The organism is Pseudomonas sp. IT-P171 (assembly GCF_949767765.1).
Classification (GTDB): Bacteria; Pseudomonadota; Gammaproteobacteria; order Pseudomonadales; family Pseudomonadaceae; genus Aquipseudomonas; species Aquipseudomonas fluorescens_B.
Window position 1 is genome coordinate 175,390 of the sequence record NZ_CATKQN010000044.1, and the last position, 17,723, is coordinate 193,112.

The following is a 17,723-nucleotide window of genomic DNA, read 5'->3' on the forward strand; positions in this document are numbered from 1 at the left end:
GTGTTTTCTTCACAAGTTCTGTTCGATAAATCGCGTAATCCTTTAGAAACTGACCTCGGTTTTCAGCCCGAACACCACCACGCTTTTGTCCCCACTCAGCCCGCCAGGATTGACGACGTATTGCACGTTAGGTCGCAGGGTCAGGGCCGGAGTCACGCTGACGCCGTAGTACAACTCCATTGGGTATTCAGTGTCCGGTGCCGCTGAGGTGTAGCCATTTGCCTGGCGGATACGCTTCGCGGATTTTTCATTCACTTCAAGCCTCCCGATCGCCACACCGATTTCATCCTGTGGCCGCCCGGCAAAAGGACCGCTGATAAACGCACCGGCATGCCAGACCTTTTCCACGTAGGAAACATCGCGGTCCGATTGAATGAAGTTGGCGAACAGGGTCAGGCCACGGGCGCTGTTGCTCGGGTCCTGATAAACCCGCTGTTCGGCCATGGCGTAGTAGCCGCTGGCTTGATCGTGCTGATCGGGCGCATTGCCGGTCAGACCGATGGGCTGATCATTGACGTCACGATAGACATCGTTGAAATCACCGGTATTTCGCCATATGCCTGCCCGGTAGCTGCCAGGCAGACCGTTGAGCGTCGGCGTCCAGGCCAATTCGCCGACGGCCAGATACCCGGTGGTGCCCGAGAGACTGCCGAAGTTCAGGCCCTGGGCGTTTTCGGTAAAGCGTGGATTGACCTGATACAGCGACGCGTTGAGGGACAACTCATCAGTCAGTTTCCCCGCCACAACCGCGCCCCATTGGCTGACGGGCCAAGTGAACCAGTTCGGCGTGATGTAACCGGGCACCGTGCCGCAGAAGGTCAGGTTTTGAAACTTGCAGGAAAACGGAAAGACATCGCCACTCATCGGCAAGCGACCGAGTTTCACCACCAGTCGATCATCCAATAACGCCTGCTGGTAATAGAACTGCACCAGACGGGTGACGCTGCCGTAGCCGTAGATTTCCTGGGCGGCCAGCAAGGTGTTGGTCCCGGCCTCGGCCGTCAGACTTTCACCGTTACGATTGCTGAAGGTCATACGAAAACTCGCGCCCTGCCAGCCAAAGAGCTTCTGCAAATCGAAACGGGTGTCAACCATCAACTGATCGCTGTAAGACCCTTTATGATCCTCACCCCCCTGAGTGTTGTAGGCCAGTTCGTTAACATAAGTCAGCTGGAAATCCACACCCTGCTCATGCAGGCGCGTGCGCTCACCGTTCCAGTCACCCAGCAGAAAATTATTCGGCGAGTCACTGGCTGCTTGGGCACCAGGCAATACCCAGGCGCTGAAAAGCCCGACGGCAATCATCGTTTTGTTGGTCATTATTATTGTTCCCGAAACTATTTTTATTGTTGGTCTTAGTGTTTTTCGAGCATGCAAAATCCCGCCGACCCAACTAACGGATCGGTCGAACAACGTTCTTCAAAACGGCGTGACAGACACTTCGGTTAGAAACACATTTTCACGATGTCGGCGACCTCCTCTTTGCTGTTGATCTTCTTCGGATGACAGGCCAGGTCCTGGTTGAAACTGGTCCATACGGTTTGTGCAAACTCATCGATCTGCTCCGGGCGCAAACCGTAGCTGCTGAAGGTGTCAGTGACGCCCAAGGTGGCGAACAGTTTTTTCAGGACGTCGGGAAGGCACTCGGCGCGTTCAATCTCGGAAAGGCCCAGCGTCGACGGATCAAGAATCCCGGCCACGCGCGCGAACTTGTCGGCACATACCGGCAGCGTCCAGCCAATCACGTACGGCGTACTGGCCGCGACCGTGCCACCGTGAGGCGCGTCGGTCATCGCTCCCAACGGTTGGCCAAGAGCGTGGGATACCGTAACGCCGGCACTGGCAATGGCCATGCCGCCCAAGGTCGAGGCAAAGGCCATTTGCGCACGCGCTTCAAGGTCATCGCCATGCTCGACGCAACGTCGGGCATTGGCCGCGAACAACCGAATCGACTCCAGGGCGACCATTTCCACCCACGGCGTGCAGTGAATGCTGATGTAAGCCTCCAACGCGTGGCAGAAGGTGTCGACAGCGGTCAATGCGGTCAGTTTCGGCGGCTTAGAAACCAGAATCTGCGGATCGATCAAGGCCACGTCGGGGTAAATGAACGGGTTGACGATGGCGCACTTCAGGCCCAGTTCAGGATTGTTGATCACCGCAAAAGGCGTGGCTTCAGTCCCGGTCCCGGAGGTTGTGGGCACGACCAGTAATGGCAACCCACGGCTTTGTGGTCGAGTGACCGTCTCACCCAGCCGCTCGGTGTAGTCCCAGCAGGAACCACCGTGCACGGCAACGAAAGCCACGGCTTTGGCCGAGTCGATGGCACTGCCGCCCCCGACCGCGACGACCACATCGCAACCGGCGTTGCGAACAAGCTCGACCGCACGATCGATCGTGGTATGCCGAGGGTTGGGCACGATGTCGTAGAACTCGACAAACTCAATGCCGCGCTCAGCAAAGCTACCGGTAATCTGCGCTACCAGATCACTGCCCTGAAGAAACGGATCAACCATCAAAAAGACCTTCTTGCCGAATGGCACGACCTTTTCACCCATGCGCTTGACCGCCCCGACTTCGAAATCCAGGGTTAGCGGCAGACTTGCCTGAAATGCTTTCATCAGATCACCTTTTGATTGTGGAAAGTGCGCTGCCAACGGTTTCAACCGACCAGCAGTGACCCGCCTTTTTTATAGAGTTCGCCCAAATCACTTGCAGCGATCAGTGCCGCTTTCATTTCATCGAAAGTGACTTCGAACGGTTCAACTTTGCTGGTCTGGTCAGGGTCGGCGGCGGTGCGCGCCACACAGTCGAGCTCTTGCGCGGTGATGTCGGCCAGCCCGAGGTCTTCGAAGGTGACCGGCAAGCCGATGCTCAGGCAGAACCGCAACACGGTATCCAGTTCGCGGCTGGATTTGCCTTCAAGCACCAACATCACCAGAACACCAAAGGCTACGTATTCACCGTGGTACATCGTCGCCCGAACCCCCAGTTCGCTGAATCCGCAATACACCGCATGGGCTGTCGCCACGCCGTTGCTCTCAAAGCCGATGCCACTCATCAGCGCATTGGCTTCGACCACGCGGTTGAAGGCTTTGGTCACGCATTGGTTTTCCGCGGCGCGCCTGGCTTGCAGGCCATCCTCCAGCAGTACCCGATAACACAGCTCAGCGATGGCCATTGAGGTCAGCGTCGACTTGGCACCGCCGCCGCCCGCCTTCATCCCGACACCGGCGTTACCGAGAAAATTATCCCGGTCTGACTCGACACAGGTGCGTGCTTCGAAATACGTCGACAGTGCATCGCCCATTCCAGCCACCAGCAGACGCACCGGGGCCTGGGCGATGATCCAGGTATCGACCACCACCACATCCGGGCTGCGCTCATAGAAAAGGACGTCGTCAAACGCGCCAGCTTCGGTGTACAGCACCGAGAGGGAACTGGTGGGGGCGTCGTTGGAGACAATGGTGGGCACGATGCATAGCGGCACCCTGGCCTGGTTGGCCACGGCCTTCGCGGCGTCCAGCACCTTGCCGCCACCCACCCCGATCACCCCGTCGCATTCAAGGGCGTTGATGCTCGCGGTAAGCCGCTGGATTTCTTCGCGGGTCACCTCACCGGCAAAAATCCCATAGTGCAGTTGAGTGTGCTCGGCGTCGAAACTGGCACCGAGTATCTGTTTCAGACTGTCGAGGCGCCCCTGAGTGGTGATCACCAGAAACCGTCGACCGAACCAGGCCACATGCCTGTGCAGTCGATCGAGTTCTTTGTAGCCCTGGATGTAGCGGCCGGGTGCAGCAAACATTTGGGTCATGGTCATCATCCTGGCCCCGTCGTGGAGGCGTTTTTTTATTGCTTTGAGGACGTTTGCGAGAGACTCATCCCTCGGCGGATGGATGATATATCATATTTAATTTTCGACTACCAACAGCTTTTTTTGCGAAAACCACGGCACGCAAAACCGGGATTGACGCTTGGGGGGCACGAAGATATATGATGCATGAAAACAAGAACAGCACCATTTGGAGGAAGGCATGCACGACTATGTTGTGGTTGGAGGTGGCTCGGCAGGCTGCGCGTTAACAGGTCGCCTGATCGAAGCCGGGGCCTCCGTTCTGCTGATTGAGGCCGGTCCGCGCGATACCCATCCACTGATCCACATTCCCGCCGGCTTCACCCGGTTGCTGTCGAGTCCACTGCTCTCTCGCCATGAAACCCAACCACAAACGGCCATGGACGGACGCAAGCGCATTCTTCCTCAGGGCCGAGTGCTGGGCGGTGGAAGTTCGGTGAATGCACTGATCTATATCCGTGGCCAGCACGAGGATTACGACGATTGGGCCCGTGCAGGCTGTAATGGCTGGGCGTTTCGCGAAGTGCTGCCGTACTTCAAACGTGCCGAGGACAATGAACGATTCGACAATGGCTACCACGCCACTGGTGGGCCGCTGGGTGTCTCTGACCTTCAGCAGGTGTGCGAACTGTCCCGTGGGTTCGTGCGGGCCGCGCAGCAATCCGGCATTCCCTTTACTGCGGACTTCAATGGCGAACGTCAGAACGGCGTCGGCTTCAATCAGATCACCGCGCGCAACAATCGTCGTTGCAGCGCGGCCGTGGCCTACCTGCGGACAGCGGAAAAATCCGATCGCCTGACGGTCGTTACAGACGCCACGGTGCAAAGAGTCCTGATCGAAGGTGATCAGGCCGTTGGAGTCGAGTACACCCACAAAGGTCAACGGGTACAGGTGCGCGCCAGTAAAGAAGTGATCCTCAGCGCTGGCGCTATTCAGTCACCAAAGCTGTTGATGCTGTCCGGTATCGGACGCGGTGAAGAACTTCAGCGTCATGGCATTCCGTTGCTGCATGAATTGCCCGGTGTGGGGCAAAACCTGCAAGACCACGCGGAAGTCGGCACCATCGCCTACTGCCACGGCAAGTACGGTTACTACGGCCAGGACAATGCCTTCAATACGGTCAAGAACGGCCTGCAGTACTTGATATTTGGCAGCGGTCCTGTCAGCTCGAACGTTACCGAGGCCTGCGCATTCGTCAACACCGATAACGCACAGGAGCGGCCCAATGCACAGATGCACTTCGTGCCTATCGTGTTTTTCGACCTTGACCAGGACACCATCAAACAGCCTGGCGCAACCATCAACACCTGCGTGTTACGCCCCAAGAGCCGCGGCGAAATCCGCCTGAGCGACAGCAAGGCCGAGACCCCGCCCCGCATTGATCCACGCTATTTCGCCCACCCGGAAGATCGTCGAGTCGCGATCAAAGGGTTGAACCTGTCCCGGGAAATTCTCGCGCAACCGGCTATGCGCAAATACACCGGCGAAGAGGTGTTTCCAGGACTAAGCGTGCGCAGCGATGAGGCGCTGTTGAGTTACATCGGCCAGCGTGCCAAGACGGTTTACCACCCGGTAGGCACCTGCAAGATGGGTGACGACGAAATGGCGGTGGTCGACCCCGAACTGCGCGTTCGAGGCCTGCGCAATCTGCGCGTCGTCGACGCCTCGATCATGCCCAACCTGATCTCCGGCAATACCAATGCGCCCTCGATCATGATCGGTGAAAAAGCTGCAGACATGATCCTTGGACGTTCGGCATTGCCAGCCTCCGCCGCCCATTCGTAAAAGAGGAATTTCGTTATGCCTATCAGCGGCAAAACCCAAGTAGTGGTGCACCTCACCTACCCCGCCAAACACCTGCGAACCCCCGAGTTTTTCAACCCGCTGCTGGAGCGGCTTGGCTATGACGGGGTGCTGGTGCCTTGGGAAGTGTCACCGGCCAATTTGGCCACGGCGTGGGAAGGATTGCGCGGCATAGAAAACCTGGCGGGGGTGATTGTCACCGTTCCGCACAAGCTGGAGGTGGCGAAGTTGTGCGATGAACTTAGAGGTACCGCCAGTCTGTTGAAGGTCTGCAATGTCGCCAAGCGACTGCCCGACGGTCGCTTCAGCGGGCGCATGTTCGATGGCGACGGCTTCGTTGGCGGTCTGAAAAAGCAAGGCCATGACCTGAGCAAAAAACGTGTTCTGTTGCTGGGCGCAGGTGGCGCCGCTACCGGGATCGCCCATGCGTTGCTCGCCGAAGACATTCAGGAATTGGTGATCAGCAACCGCACACCGGCCAAGGCTGAAGAACTGGCCCGCGAACTGCGGCGGATTTTCCCTGATCGGAGAGTCAATGCCGGTCCGGCCGACGCGACCGGTTTCGATGTAGTGATCAATGGCACTGCATTGGGCCTTAAAGCTCAGGACCCGTTGCCGCTACCCGTCGAGACACTCGCGCCCGGCACGGTGGTCGGTGAAGTGGTGATGAACCCGGACATCACGCCGCTACTCAGGACCGCTGCCGAGCGTGGCTGCATCATCCATAAAGGCGCGCACATGATCACCGGCCAGATCGATCTGCTGGCCGAGTTTCTATTTTCCAAATCGGGCGTCTGACACGCCCTCCTCCTCTGCATAAGGAAAGACCATGAAACAGACTGCAATCGTCACCGGCGGCGGCTCCGGCATCGGCCTCGCCACTGCGCAACGCCTGCACGCTGACGGCTATGAAGTGTTCACCGTAGGGCTCGGCGAACCCGAGCAACGCATTGAGGGCATTCATTATCAGGAACTGGACGTGACCAACGATGCGGCAGTGAACGGCTTCTTCGCGCCGTTCGAGCGAGTCGATGCGATCGTCAACGCCGCCGGCATCATTGATCACACTCGCGAGTGGGAGCTGGAGGGCTTCAGTCGCGTCATGGACGTCAATCTCACGGCCGTGTTGCGCATCACCAACGCGGCCCTGCCCGGCCTGAAAGCCGCTCGCGGTGCGGTGGTGAATTTCGCCTCGATGTGGGGGATTTTCGGCTCGGCAAAAACTCCGGCCTATGCGTCGAGCAAAGCGGCCATTTCCGAACTGACCCGCTGCATGGCGGTGGCTTGGGCAACCGATGGCGTGCGGGCCAACGCCGTGGCGCCGGGCTGGATTCTGACCAACCTGTCGCGTAAAGCGTTCGAAGACCCGGTCCGCTCGGAAGGGATCATGGCGCGCATCCCGATGAAGAGTTGGGGCGCCCCCGAAGACGTGGCCAACGTGATCGCCTTCCTGGTCTCTGATAACGCACGCTACGTAACGGGCACGACGTTGCCGGTAGACGGCGGGTATTCGATCGCCTGATGTCATCTGGTCGAATGAGCCCTTGACCGACTAAAAACATGATATATCATGCATCACAACAAGATCGTGAACTCGGCAACCTGTCGCCGGGCCTCGAATAACAATAAGCCGTGAAGTGAGAGGTACTGTATGAATCTGGTTTTCGGTTCCCCCGGTCGCTACGTCCAGGGCACTGAAGTACTCGCTCAGGCGGGTACCTACCTGGCGCACTGCGGGCGCAAGGCCGTAGTGGTTATCGACAGTTACGTACTGGGCCTGATCCGGCAACGACTCGATGACACCTGCGCGCAATCCGACGTAGGTTTGCACTACATCACCTTCGACGGCGAGATCACTGCCGACGGGATTGCCGATCTCAGAATGGCAGCTGCGGAGGTTGAATTCGACATGATCCTGGCTGTCGGCGGAGGCAAGTGCATCGACGCCGGCAAAGCCCTCGCCCACACCTGCGGCCGCGCACTGATCACCATGCCAACCGTGGCCTCCAACGATGCCCCCACCTCAAAAAACTACGTGGTCTACGACGCTCATCATCAACTGAGCGAAGTCGGTCACCTGCTTGTCAGCCCTCGCTATGTGCTGGTGGACACCTCGCTGATTGCCCAGGCACCGCGTCAGTTCCTGCTTGCGGGAATTGCCGATGCGCTGACCAAAAAGTTCGAAGCCGAGCAGTGCTACAAGTCCGGTGGCGTAAACATGTTTGGCGCACGTCCCGCGCTCTCGGGACTGATGTTGGCGCGCGAGTGCTATCACATCATCCGCCAATACGCGGAACCGGCACTGGATCAGGCCGGTAGCGGCGAAGTGACGGTTGCTTTCGATCACTTGATCGAAGCCGTGCTGTTGATGAGCGGCCTGGGGTTCGAAAGCGGTGGCTTGTCCATCGCCCATGCAATGACGCGTGGCTTGTCGAAAATCCCGGGTGCACAACAGCAGGTCCACGGCTTTCAAGTGGCCTATGGCTTGCTGGTACAACTTGTTCTGGAAGACCGCGACGCCGAACTGATGGGCGATATGTTGAGCTTCTATCAACGTATCGGCCTGCCACGCAGCTTGTCCGAACTGGGTGTTCCGGTTATCGACAACTCGGTGCTGATACAGGTGGCCGAGCCTACGTTGAAAGCTCCTCACGCCCGCAACTTTGTCTCGGTATCGGGCGGCGCATTGACGTGCGACGAACTGATCGGGGCAATGCGCGCTCTGGAAGGGCTGACCCACTGAGCCCTCACTGAAACATCGACAATTGAACCCACAACCACCCCGTTGAAGTTCAAACCCCGCCACTGAGATTCAACTTCAACAAATTCATGCCTGTGATTTGGAGGTAGAGATGTCTACGCCCCGCAAAACGCTAGAGCAGTGGAAAGCCAGCAATTTTGTGCCTTCCGCCGAGACCGTTATCAAGCTCAAAGACCGGGCGAAATTCGTCCGTCTTGAAACGATCCGCCTGATTGAAATCGCCAAGACCGGCCACTACACCTCGGTGTTTTCCGCCGCCGAATTGTTCTCCGCGCTGTACTACGACGTGATGACCATTCGCCCGGAAGAACCAAAATGGCCGGGCCGTGACCGGTTCCTGATGGGAAAAGGGCACGCCGCCGTGGGCCAGTTTCCCATTCTTGCGGACCTTGGCGTGTTCCCCAAGGAGTGGCTCGATGAATACACCCGCCTGGGCAGCCCTTTGGGCGATCACCCTGACATGCGCAAAGTGCCCGGCATCGACTTCTCTTCCGGCTCCATCGGTCACGCCCTTTCCGGAGGCCTGGGCATGTGCCTGGCCCAACGCTTCACCGGCGAAGTCTACGACGTGTTCGTCATGCTGGGAGACGGCGAAATGCAGGAAGGCCAGGTTTGGGAAGCCGCGATGAGCGCCGCCCACCACAAAGCCAAGCATCTGATCGCGATTGTCGACCGTAACGGCTTCCAGCTCGACGGCTCTGTCGACGACGTGATCGGTATCGAGCCGCTGGACGAAAAATGGCGGGCGTTCGGCTGGGAAGTGCATGTCATCGACGGCCACAACATCGCAGAAGTGACCGAAACCCTGCGCCGTGTCAAAGCCGACGAAACCCGCGACAAGCCGGTCTGCATCATCGCCAAAACCGTCAAAGGCAAAGGCGTTTCCTACATGGAGACCGAACCCGGCTGGCACCTCGGTTACCTCGATCCGGAAGATGCCAAACGCGCTATTGCTGAAATTGAAGCCATGGAGATCTGAACATGAATGCCCCTCTTTCCCCCAATTCCTGGCAGTACCGTGGCCTGAACGCGCTCAACCCGGGTTTGTCTTATCTGTCCGACGCGCTGATCGAACTGACCAAGGCCGGCTACCCGGTGATGGCAGGCTCGGCTGACTTGCAGTACTCCAACGGCCTCAACAAGTTCGCCAGTCAGTACCCTGAGCGTTACCTGCAATTCGGTATCTCGGAACAGAACATGGTCACCGCGGCCGCGGGGCTGGCCACCTGTGGCGTCATGCCGTTCGTGGCGACCTTTGCCTCGTTCCTGGGGCTGTTGTGCTGCGAGCAGATCCGCATGGACGTCGCGTACTCCGCGCAACCGGTGCGCTTGATCGGTCACCACACCGGGATTTCCCTGGGTTTCTATGGCACCTCGCACCACGCCACCGAAGACATCGCCACCATGCGCTCAATCGCCGACCTGGCGGTGGTGTCGCCGGCCGACGGTCCACAACTGGTCGCCGCGATCAAAGCCTCCGCCACTTACGACAAGCCGGTGTATTTCCGCATTGGCCGTGGGCGTGATCCGATTGTTTACGAGGACGGCGTTGTCTTCGAATTTGGCAAGGCCCACGAGCACATCGTAGGTGAAGAGCTGACCATCATCGCCTGCGGCATCACCGTGCATGCGGCACTGACGGCCGCCCGCAAGATGAACGCTGAAGGCCGTTCGGTGGGTGTGATCGACATGGCATCGATCAAACCGATCGACCGTGACGCCATCCTGCGTGCCGCTGCTCGCAGTAAACGCATGATGACCGTCGAAGAGCACAACGTGCTCGGCGGTCTGGGTGCCGCGGTGGCCGAAGTCCTGGCGGACGAAGGCGTGGGCGTGAAGCTCAAGCGTCACGGCATCTACGACGAATACAGCCTGATCGCCCCGCCGACTCACTTGTACGAGCACTACAAACTCGACGCTGCCGGGATCGAGGAAGTGGCGCTGGCGCACATCAACACCTGACGCTGAAACCCTTGTGGGTGCGAGCAGGCTCGCTCCCACATTGAAAATTCGTTTGCCTGGAGACCGCTTTTTTCAAGGAGCTTTTTCGCACCCCATCGTCACCCACCACATCCCGTGGTTCATGAAACATCTCGGAGCCAACAATGAATAACATCACCGAGACCATGCCCGACTACTCGATCGGGCAGGCCAACACACGTACCACCTTGCGCAGAAAGTCATTGATGGCCACCGGCGTCGGCAACCTGCTGGAGTGGTTCGACTGGACGATCTATACCGTCGCTTCGGTGTACATCGCCGCTGCACTCTTCGACAAAAGCAACGCCACCTCCGCCCTGCTCAACACGCTGGCCGTATTTGCCGCAGGGTTTCTATTAAGGCCCATTGGCGGCATTTTCTTTGGCATCATTGCCGACAAACTGGGACGACGCCTGGTGTTGCTCAGCACCATGCTGCTGATGGCTGGCGCCAGTCTGCTGATTGCGTTCATTCCCTCGTATGACGCCATTGGCAGCTGGGCATCAGCACTTCTGCTGCTGGCCAGATTGGTGCAAGGTTTTGCCCACGGCGGCGAGACCACCACTTCGTATGCCTATATCGCTGAAATCGCCCCCCCAGAACGTCGGGGTCTTTGGTCAAGTACCGTGTTTCTCGCCGTCGGTTGCGGATCGTTGCTGGCGACGTTCTACATGGCGCTACTGACGTCCCTGCTGTCCGTCAGCGAAATGCAGGAATGGGGCTGGCGCATCCCGTTCGCCACCGGTGGTCTGTTGGCCGTCTTCGCCTTGTGGCTGCGGCGCAACATGATGGAAAGCGAGCACAGCCCAAGCACCGCGGGGATCTCTCCCGAGTCGGCCTGGAGTCGCGGCAAAATCATTCAACATGGCATTCGCCTGTTTCTCTATGAAGCCGGCGCCACGTTGACCTACTACACCTGGGTCACGTCAGCGTCGATCTACGCCATCAGCGTCAAAGGCATGGACCCGCGCAGTGCGTTCACCATGAGCTGCATTGCACAGGTCATCTACCTGGTGTTCTTGCCGATCTCCGGCTGGATCTCCGATCAGTGGGGACGCAAGATTTCGGCGCTGATCTCTTTGCTCGGCATTGCCGCCACGCTGTTCCCGCTGTGGGGTCTGATTTCCAGTGAGCCATGGACCTTGATGGTGGCGCAGACGGCCGGTTTACTGTTGGTAGCCTTCATCACCGGCTGCAAACCGGCGTCGATCTCCGAACAGATTCCAACCCGTTATCGCACCCGCATGTTCGGGGTGTGTATTTCTCTCGGGGTCGCGGTGTTCGGTGGTACAGCCTCGTACCTGACGACCTGGCTGTACTCGGAAAACATGGGTTGGATGTTCAACATTTACCTGATCGTGGTCGCCATTATCGCCAGTGCTGTCGTGCTGATGTGGAAGAACAACCACGGCGTGCCAATCGACAAGATCTGAGCCGTATAACCTGTTGGAGCGGGTTTGCTCTCGAAGGCAACAAGTCAGTCAACATCGATGTTGAATGCCCGGACGCCTTCGCGAGCAAGCCCGCTCTTACAACGGCTTTTTTACAAGGTTCAACAGCCAGGTCAACCGCCCAGTGCGTTCACCAGCGTTGCCTGATTTTGCCACTGCGCAGTCTTGATCTGGGACAGCGCATTCTGCGCCGCCAGTTGCACCCGCTGCGCTTGCAGCACATCAAGAAACGGCGTCTCCCCCGCCTGCCAGGCCCGTTGAATTTGCGCGGCAGCCGAACTGGCCTGACTGGCCGCGCTCGCTAAAAAGGTCTGACGTTCGGCATTGCGTTGCCCGGCAGCCAGAGCCGACTCCACTTCCGAGACCGCCGTCAGTACAGTGCGTCGATAAGCCAGCAAGGCTTGCCGCGCCTCGGCGTCACGCAGGTCGACCACATTGCGTCGACGACCACCATCCAGCACCGGCACGCTGGCATTCAACCCCGCCAACCAGAACGTGGAACTGGCCAGATTGGCGGCACTCACTCCATCAATCAGCGAGCCCAAGGCCGCGGACAGACTCAAGCGCGGCAACAGATCGGCCTTGGCGACGCCGACCCGTGCATAGGCGGCTATCAAGCGTGCTTCGGCAGCGCGAATATCGGGCCGACGGCGCAGCAGGTCAGCCGGGGTTCCAGCGTCCAACAATGACACGGTGGAAACCTGCGCCGGACTGTCCTTGAACTGCTGATACAGCGTCTCGGTCGGCTGGGCCAGCAGCACCGACAACCGATGCAGCGAACGTTGCCAGCTCAGTTGCAACGCCGGAACCTGGGCGGCGGTGGAATCCGATTGCGAACGTGCACGCAGTACATCCGCTTCAGGCGTGTCTCCGGCTGCGTACAACTGCTCTGTCAGTTGCAAGGTCTCTGCCTGGCTGGCCGCACTTTGCTTGACGATCGCCAGTCGCTCCTCCAGACCGCGCGCCTCGGCATAGGCTTGAACCACCTCGGCGATCAACGCCACCCGCACACCTCGAGCCTCTTCTTCGGTCGCGTCAAGGTCTGCGTCCGCAGCCCGCACACCCTCGCGGATACGGCCGAAGAGATCGACTTCCCAGGCTGCGCTCATACCGAGTGAGGTCGGCTCGGTGATCAGCGAGTCGGTGAACCCCGCCTGATCGGCCGAGATCCGCTGGCGTGCCACACTGGTCCCGAGGTCGACCTGTGGGCTACCAGAGGCCGCCGTGATATTGCGCAGTGCGCGCCCGGCATCGATCCGCGCCAAGGCAATTTGCAGGTCAAGGTTTTGTCCTTGGGCGCGCTCCACCAGACGGTCCAGTAACGGGTCCTGATAGAGCTTCCACCAATTGTCCGTAACACCGACCGGCCGTGCCGTTTGCGCGTTGACGAAAGAGTCGACCGGCACCTCGGACGTGGGAGGCATGACCGGCGAAGCACAGGCGCTCAGTAACGCGGCGCCCAGCGCCAGGCCTGATAGACGAAGAGAGTTATTCATGGGCCACGCCCTGTTCAGAATGGATGGGTTGAATCGTTGCCTGACGCTCGCCACCGGCCAGGCGCCGGATCAGCACATAGAACACAGGCGTGAAGAGCAGGCCGAACAGGGTCACACCGATCATCCCGAAGAACACCGCAGCGCCCACTGCCTGACGCATCTCCGAACCTGCGCCTTCAGACATCACCAGTGGCAATACACCAAGAACGAACGCCAGGGATGTCATCAGGATCGGCCGCAAGCGCAGACGACAGGCTTCGACCACAGCCTCGACGATGCCCTGCCCTTCCTGCTCTTGCTGGCGCGCGACCTCGACGATCAAAATCGCATTCTTCGCCGCCAACCCCACCAGCACGATGAAGCCAATCTGCGTCAGGATATTGATATCCAGCCCCATCAGGCGTACACCTCCTGCCGCGGCCAACAGACACATCGGCACGATCAACAGAATCGCCAATGGCAGACTCCAGCTGCCGTACTGCGCCGCCAGCACCAGGTAGACAAAGATCACGCACAGCGGGAACACCAACAGGCCCATGTTGCCGGCAGTCGTTTGCTGATAGCTCAAATCGGTCCACTGATAAGTGATACCGGCCGGCAGGGTCTCTTTAGCCAGTCGTTCCATCGTCTTGATCCCGAACTCGGAACCCAGGCCCGGCAACGTATCACCGTTGATTTCCGCCGTAGGGAACAGGTTGTAGCGCGGGAATCGATCCACACCCAATGACTCATGCAATCGGGTGACGCTGGCAATCGGCACCATTTGACCGGCGTCGTTGCGCACCTTCACCCGTGCGAGGTCCTCCGGTGTGACCCGGTAGGGCAGATCTGCTTGCGCCGTCACTCGATAAGTACGCCCCACGAGATTGAAGTCGTTGATATAGGACGAGCCGAAGTACGTTTCGATGGCCTGGTTGATCTGGCTGCTTGGCACCCCCAGCATCTCGGCGCGCTCGCGGTCCAGCTCGACAAACACTTGGGGTGTCCTGGCCGAGAACGGCGAGTACACACCGGTCATGCCTTCGGTCGCGTTGGCGGCAGCAATCAGGCTATCAGTGGCCTTGGCCAAGGCTTCGGTCCCCAGCCCGGCAGTATCCTGCAAACGCATGGAGAAACCGCCCGTGCTCCCCAACCCCTGAACGGGCGGTGGCGTGGCAACAATGACCGTCGCACCGCTGACCGCTTTCAAGCGTTCGCGTAAGTCCTCGGCGATTTTGTCCGACGTCAACCCGTGCACCTTACGCATCGACCACGGCTGGAACACAGGTGCCAAGCCGGCCGAGTTTGAGGAGCTGGTGCCGGTCACCATCGAGAAACCAGAGAATGTCGGTACCCGGTCCACACCCGGCACCTCCAGCGCAATGGCCTCGATCTGCTGGGAAATCTCGTTGGTCCGTTCCAGCGAGGCTCCGTCGGGCAACTGCACGATCACCACCAGATAGCCGCGATCCTGAACCGGAATGAAACCTTTGGGCGTGGATACCAGCAGATAAGCCGTCGCCGCAATCAACACCGCGTAGATCACCAGCATCAACGGGGTCCGCGCTACCAACCCTCGGACACTGCCGGCATAGCGTGAAGACAGCTTCAGGAACCCGCGATTAAAACCATCGGCCCCACGTTTTAACCAACCCCTGACACCGGTTTTGGCGGCGTGGTGCGCCTCGGGCTCATGGCGACGCAGAATCATCGCCGCCAACGCGGGAGACAGGGTCACCGAGTTGAACAGCGAGATCGCCGTCGCCACCGCAATGGTGATACCGAACTGGCGGAAGAACTCACCGGAGATGCCCGGAATGAACGCCGTCGGAATGAACACCGCGCACAACACCAAGGTAATGGCGATCAACGCGCCACCGATCTCCTGCATGGTCACGATGGTCGCTTCCAGTGGGGACTTGCCATCGGCCAGATGACGCTCGACGTTTTCCACCACCACGATGGCATTGTCGACCACGATTCCCACCGCCAGCACCAGCCCGAACAGAGTCAGGTTGTTGATCGAATAACCGAGCATCGCCATGACCGCGAAGGTGCCGACCAGCGACACGGGGATGGCCAGGATCGGAATGATCGACGGCCGCCAGCCTTGCAAAAAGATCATGATCACCAGCACCACGAGGATAACCGCCTCGTAGATGGTCTTGCCCAGCTCGCCAATGCTGTCGGCAATAAACGCTGTCGGGTTGTAACCGATGCTGTACTCGATGCCCTCCGGAAACTCCTTGCCGATTTTCTCCATGGTCTCTTCAACCACCTTCATGGTGGCCAGGGCATTGGCGCCCGGACGTTGCAGCACTTGCAGGCCGATGGCCGGGTTGCGCAAGTAGTAGGTGTTGTTGACGTACGCCAGCCCGGCAATTTCCGTGCGCGCCACATCCTTGAGCCGTACCAGACGCCCCGCAGTTCCCGACTTGAGGACGATGTTGTCGAAGTCTGCAGGCTCTTTCAGGCGTCCCTCGAAAATCAGGTTTGGCTGGAAGGCCTGAGACCCCACCGGTGGCTGCGCGATGACCCCGCCGGCCACCTGAGTATTCTGCGCGCGCACGGCCGCAATGATGTCGGCAGGCGTCAGGTTGAAGGCCGCGACGCGCTCCGGGTCGAGCCAGATACGCATCGAATATTCGCGTGCGCCCAGCGGATTGATGTCGCCGACGCCGTCGATGCGCTTGAGTACATCAGCAACGCTGCGGATCGCGAAGTTCGAGACATAAAGCTGATCGTAAGTGCCCTTGGGCGACGAGATGAAAATCGTCGACAATTGCGTCGGCGACGACTTGCGCACCGTCACGCCACTGCGCTGCACGGGTTCCGGCAGACGCGGTGTGGCCAGGGCCACGCGGTTCTGCACCAGCACCTGCGCCTTGTCGACATCGGTGCCGCTCTTGAAGGTCACGGTCAGGTTCAGGCTGCCATCGGAGGTTGCCTGGCTGTACATGTAGAGCATGTCTTCAACGCCGTTCACCTCCTGCTCGATCGGGATCGCAAGTGTCTCGGCGACCGTCTGCGCCGAGGCACCCGGATAGGTCGCGGTAACCACCACCGTAGGGGGGGCGATGTCTGGATACTCGGAGGTCGGCAAAACCAGATACGCCAGGCCTCCGATGATCATCAAGACGATGGACAGCACAATCGCCAATACCGGCTTCTCGATGAATGTACGTCCCAGGCTCATAGTGACGCCTCCTGGTGGCCGGCAGTTTTCGCCGCGTGCGCCAGCGAACGATCCTCGGCCGTCGCCGTATCACCTGCACGCACGCGTTGCAGGCCATCGACAATCACCCGGTCCTGCGCCTGCAATCCACTGGCGATCTCGCGCAAACCGTCATGCAATTTGCCGAGCGTCACCGGGCGAACTTCAACCTTGTTCTGCGCAGTGAGTACGTAGACGACTTTGCGGGTCGCGTCGACGCTGATGGCAGTGTCCGGTAACAACAAGGCCGGGTAAGGCGCTTTGCTCGAGAACTGCACCCGGCCAAATTGCCCGGGACTCAGACGCAGATCCTGATTGCTGACCCGGGCACGCTGGCGCAAAGTCCCCGTGGAGGGATCAAGCCGGTTGTCGATAAAGTCCATGCGACCGGTCATGCTCGGCTCGACTTCACCCGGCAAGGCAATACGCACCTGACTCTGGCTGGCGGCGCTATTCGCCTGACGGCGGTACTTGAGGTAGCTCTGCTCATCGATATCGAAATAGATATCGATCGGATCAATCGAGACGATAGTGGTCAGCAAGGTGGCGCTGCTGTTACCGCCGTTGACCAGGTTACCTTCACTGATCAGCTTGCGGCTGATCCGTCCACTCATGGGCGCGGTGATGCGGGTGAACTCAAGGTCCAGCTTCGCTGCGCTCAACGCGCCCTCGGCACTGAGGACTTCCGCTTGCGCGGCCTGACGCGCCTGCAAGCGTTGGTCGTAGAGGCTACGAGCGATGGTTTTGGATTCGATCAAAACATTGGCCCGGGCAAACTCCTGCTCGGCGAGAGCCAGTTGCGAACGCACTTGGGACAACTTGCCCTGCGCCTGGACTACGGCCGCCTGGAAGGAGCGCGAATCGATCACGAACAGCAAATCGCCCTTCTTGACGAGTGCGCCGTCCTGAAACGCGACTTTCTCAAGGTAGCCACTGACCCGCGAACGCACTTCCACCGAGTCGGTGGCCTCGAAACGACCGGTAAAGCTGTCCCAGTCAGTGATGACCGACTTGACCGGCTGGCTGACCGTGACGCTCGGGACCGCCGGTGTACTGCTGGTGTTATCCGGACCACAACCGGTCAAGGCAACCATCAATGCAAGGCTGAGTGCCGACAACGCAGCGCCCTTGAACACCTTTGATTTGGCTGGGGAAGCTGCCGGTTTCCCGGTTAATTGAACATTCACT

At 59.3% G+C, this 17,723-nt stretch carries 13 protein-coding genes; 7 read left to right on the plus strand and 6 right to left on the minus strand.

Annotation, left to right across the window (positions count from 1 at the left end):
- Nucleotides 1-42: 42 nt before the first annotated feature.
- The 3 genes from ACM6I5_RS20745 to ACM6I5_RS20755 all read right to left on the minus strand — a co-directional run bounded on the left by ACM6I5_RS20745 (nucleotide 43) and on the right by ACM6I5_RS20755 (nucleotide 3,811).
- A complete protein-coding gene (locus ACM6I5_RS20745) occupies nucleotides 43-1,320 on the minus strand; it encodes a carbohydrate porin (RefSeq protein ID WP_414884573.1) in 1,278 nt (425 codons plus the stop codon).
- 125 nt (nucleotides 1,321-1,445) lie between these two features.
- Entirely contained in the window at nucleotides 1,446-2,618 is a 1,173-nt protein-coding gene (locus ACM6I5_RS20750; RefSeq protein WP_414884574.1) for an iron-containing alcohol dehydrogenase, read from the minus strand.
- A 41-nt stretch (nucleotides 2,619-2,659) separates the two neighbouring features.
- Nucleotides 2,660-3,811, minus strand: a complete 1,152-nt coding sequence (locus ACM6I5_RS20755; RefSeq protein WP_414884575.1) for a glycerol dehydrogenase — start codon at nucleotides 3,809-3,811, stop codon at nucleotides 2,660-2,662.
- Nucleotides 3,812-4,031: 220 nt separating this feature from the next.
- Between ACM6I5_RS20755 and ACM6I5_RS20760 the strand changes: the two genes are divergently transcribed.
- The 7 genes from ACM6I5_RS20760 (at nucleotide 4,032) to ACM6I5_RS20790 (ending at nucleotide 11,828) form a co-directional block, all read left to right on the plus strand.
- Entirely contained in the window at nucleotides 4,032-5,636 is a 1,605-nt protein-coding gene (locus ACM6I5_RS20760; RefSeq protein ID WP_414884576.1) for a GMC family oxidoreductase, read from the plus strand.
- A gap of 15 nt (nucleotides 5,637-5,651) precedes the next feature.
- Nucleotides 5,652-6,452 carry a shikimate dehydrogenase family protein gene (locus ACM6I5_RS20765; RefSeq protein ID WP_414884577.1) on the plus strand — a complete coding sequence of 267 codons (801 nt, stop codon included), beginning with the start codon at nucleotides 5,652-5,654 and terminating at the stop codon, nucleotides 6,450-6,452.
- 31 nt (nucleotides 6,453-6,483) lie between these two features.
- The gene (locus ACM6I5_RS20770) at nucleotides 6,484-7,176 is read left to right on the plus strand and encodes an SDR family NAD(P)-dependent oxidoreductase (RefSeq protein ID WP_414884578.1); all 693 of its coding nucleotides are present in this window, start codon (nucleotides 6,484-6,486) and stop codon (nucleotides 7,174-7,176) included.
- A gap of 129 nt (nucleotides 7,177-7,305) precedes the next feature.
- The gene (locus ACM6I5_RS20775; protein WP_414884579.1) at nucleotides 7,306-8,397 is read left to right on the plus strand and encodes a glycerol dehydrogenase; all 1,092 of its coding nucleotides are present in this window, start codon (nucleotides 7,306-7,308) and stop codon (nucleotides 8,395-8,397) included.
- A gap of 109 nt (nucleotides 8,398-8,506) precedes the next feature.
- Nucleotides 8,507-9,394 carry a transketolase gene (locus tag ACM6I5_RS20780; protein WP_128874104.1) on the plus strand — a complete coding sequence of 296 codons (888 nt, stop codon included), beginning with the start codon at nucleotides 8,507-8,509 and terminating at the stop codon, nucleotides 9,392-9,394.
- 2 nt (nucleotides 9,395-9,396) lie between these two features.
- Nucleotides 9,397-10,377 (plus strand): transketolase family protein, encoded by a 981-nt coding sequence (locus ACM6I5_RS20785; RefSeq protein ID WP_414884580.1) that lies wholly within the window; start codon nucleotides 9,397-9,399, stop codon nucleotides 10,375-10,377.
- 143 nt (nucleotides 10,378-10,520) lie between these two features.
- Complete coding sequence (locus ACM6I5_RS20790) at nucleotides 10,521-11,828, plus strand: MFS transporter (protein ID WP_414884581.1); 1,308 nt, start codon at nucleotides 10,521-10,523, stop codon at nucleotides 11,826-11,828.
- 131 nt (nucleotides 11,829-11,959) lie between these two features.
- On the opposite strand, the gene ACM6I5_RS20795 is transcribed toward ACM6I5_RS20790, so the two are convergent.
- The 3 genes from ACM6I5_RS20795 to ACM6I5_RS20805 are packed head-to-tail and all read right to left on the minus strand — an operon-like array spanning nucleotide 11,960 to nucleotide 17,722.
- A complete protein-coding gene (locus ACM6I5_RS20795; RefSeq protein WP_414884582.1) occupies nucleotides 11,960-13,342 on the minus strand; it encodes an efflux transporter outer membrane subunit in 1,383 nt (460 codons plus the stop codon).
- Nucleotides 13,335-16,517 carry an efflux RND transporter permease subunit gene (locus ACM6I5_RS20800; protein WP_414884583.1) on the minus strand — a complete coding sequence of 1,061 codons (3,183 nt, stop codon included), beginning with the start codon at nucleotides 16,515-16,517 and terminating at the stop codon, nucleotides 13,335-13,337. Before ACM6I5_RS20800 ends, ACM6I5_RS20795 begins: the two co-directional genes overlap by 8 nt.
- Nucleotides 16,514-17,722 (minus strand): efflux RND transporter periplasmic adaptor subunit, encoded by a 1,209-nt coding sequence (locus ACM6I5_RS20805; protein ID WP_414884584.1) that lies wholly within the window; start codon nucleotides 17,720-17,722, stop codon nucleotides 16,514-16,516. The genes ACM6I5_RS20800 and ACM6I5_RS20805 overlap by 4 nt, the downstream gene beginning before the upstream one ends.
- Nucleotide 17,723 lies beyond the last annotated feature (1 nt).

Excerpts from the sequence above, each read along its gene's own strand:
- ACM6I5_RS20745 (WP_414884573.1), bottom strand. The coding sequence starts at position 1,320 with ATGACCAACAAAACGATGATTGCCGTCGGGCTTTTCAGCGCCTGGGTA.
- ACM6I5_RS20750 (WP_414884574.1), bottom strand. The coding sequence starts at position 2,618 with ATGAAAGCATTTCAGGCAAGTCTGCCGCTAACCCTGGATTTCGAAGTC.
- ACM6I5_RS20755 (WP_414884575.1), bottom strand. The coding sequence starts at position 3,811 with ATGACCCAAATGTTTGCTGCACCCGGCCGCTACATCCAGGGCTACAAA.
- ACM6I5_RS20760 (WP_414884576.1), top strand. The coding sequence starts at position 4,032 with ATGCACGACTATGTTGTGGTTGGAGGTGGCTCGGCAGGCTGCGCGTTA.
- ACM6I5_RS20765 (WP_414884577.1), top strand. The coding sequence starts at position 5,652 with ATGCCTATCAGCGGCAAAACCCAAGTAGTGGTGCACCTCACCTACCCC.
- ACM6I5_RS20770 (WP_414884578.1), top strand. The coding sequence starts at position 6,484 with ATGAAACAGACTGCAATCGTCACCGGCGGCGGCTCCGGCATCGGCCTC.
- ACM6I5_RS20775 (WP_414884579.1), top strand. The coding sequence starts at position 7,306 with ATGAATCTGGTTTTCGGTTCCCCCGGTCGCTACGTCCAGGGCACTGAA.
- ACM6I5_RS20780 (WP_128874104.1), top strand. The coding sequence starts at position 8,507 with ATGTCTACGCCCCGCAAAACGCTAGAGCAGTGGAAAGCCAGCAATTTT.
- ACM6I5_RS20785 (WP_414884580.1), top strand. The coding sequence starts at position 9,397 with ATGAATGCCCCTCTTTCCCCCAATTCCTGGCAGTACCGTGGCCTGAAC.
- ACM6I5_RS20790 (WP_414884581.1), top strand. The coding sequence starts at position 10,521 with ATGAATAACATCACCGAGACCATGCCCGACTACTCGATCGGGCAGGCC.
- ACM6I5_RS20795 (WP_414884582.1), bottom strand. The coding sequence starts at position 13,342 with ATGAATAACTCTCTTCGTCTATCAGGCCTGGCGCTGGGCGCCGCGTTA.
- ACM6I5_RS20800 (WP_414884583.1), bottom strand. The coding sequence starts at position 16,517 with ATGAGCCTGGGACGTACATTCATCGAGAAGCCGGTATTGGCGATTGTG.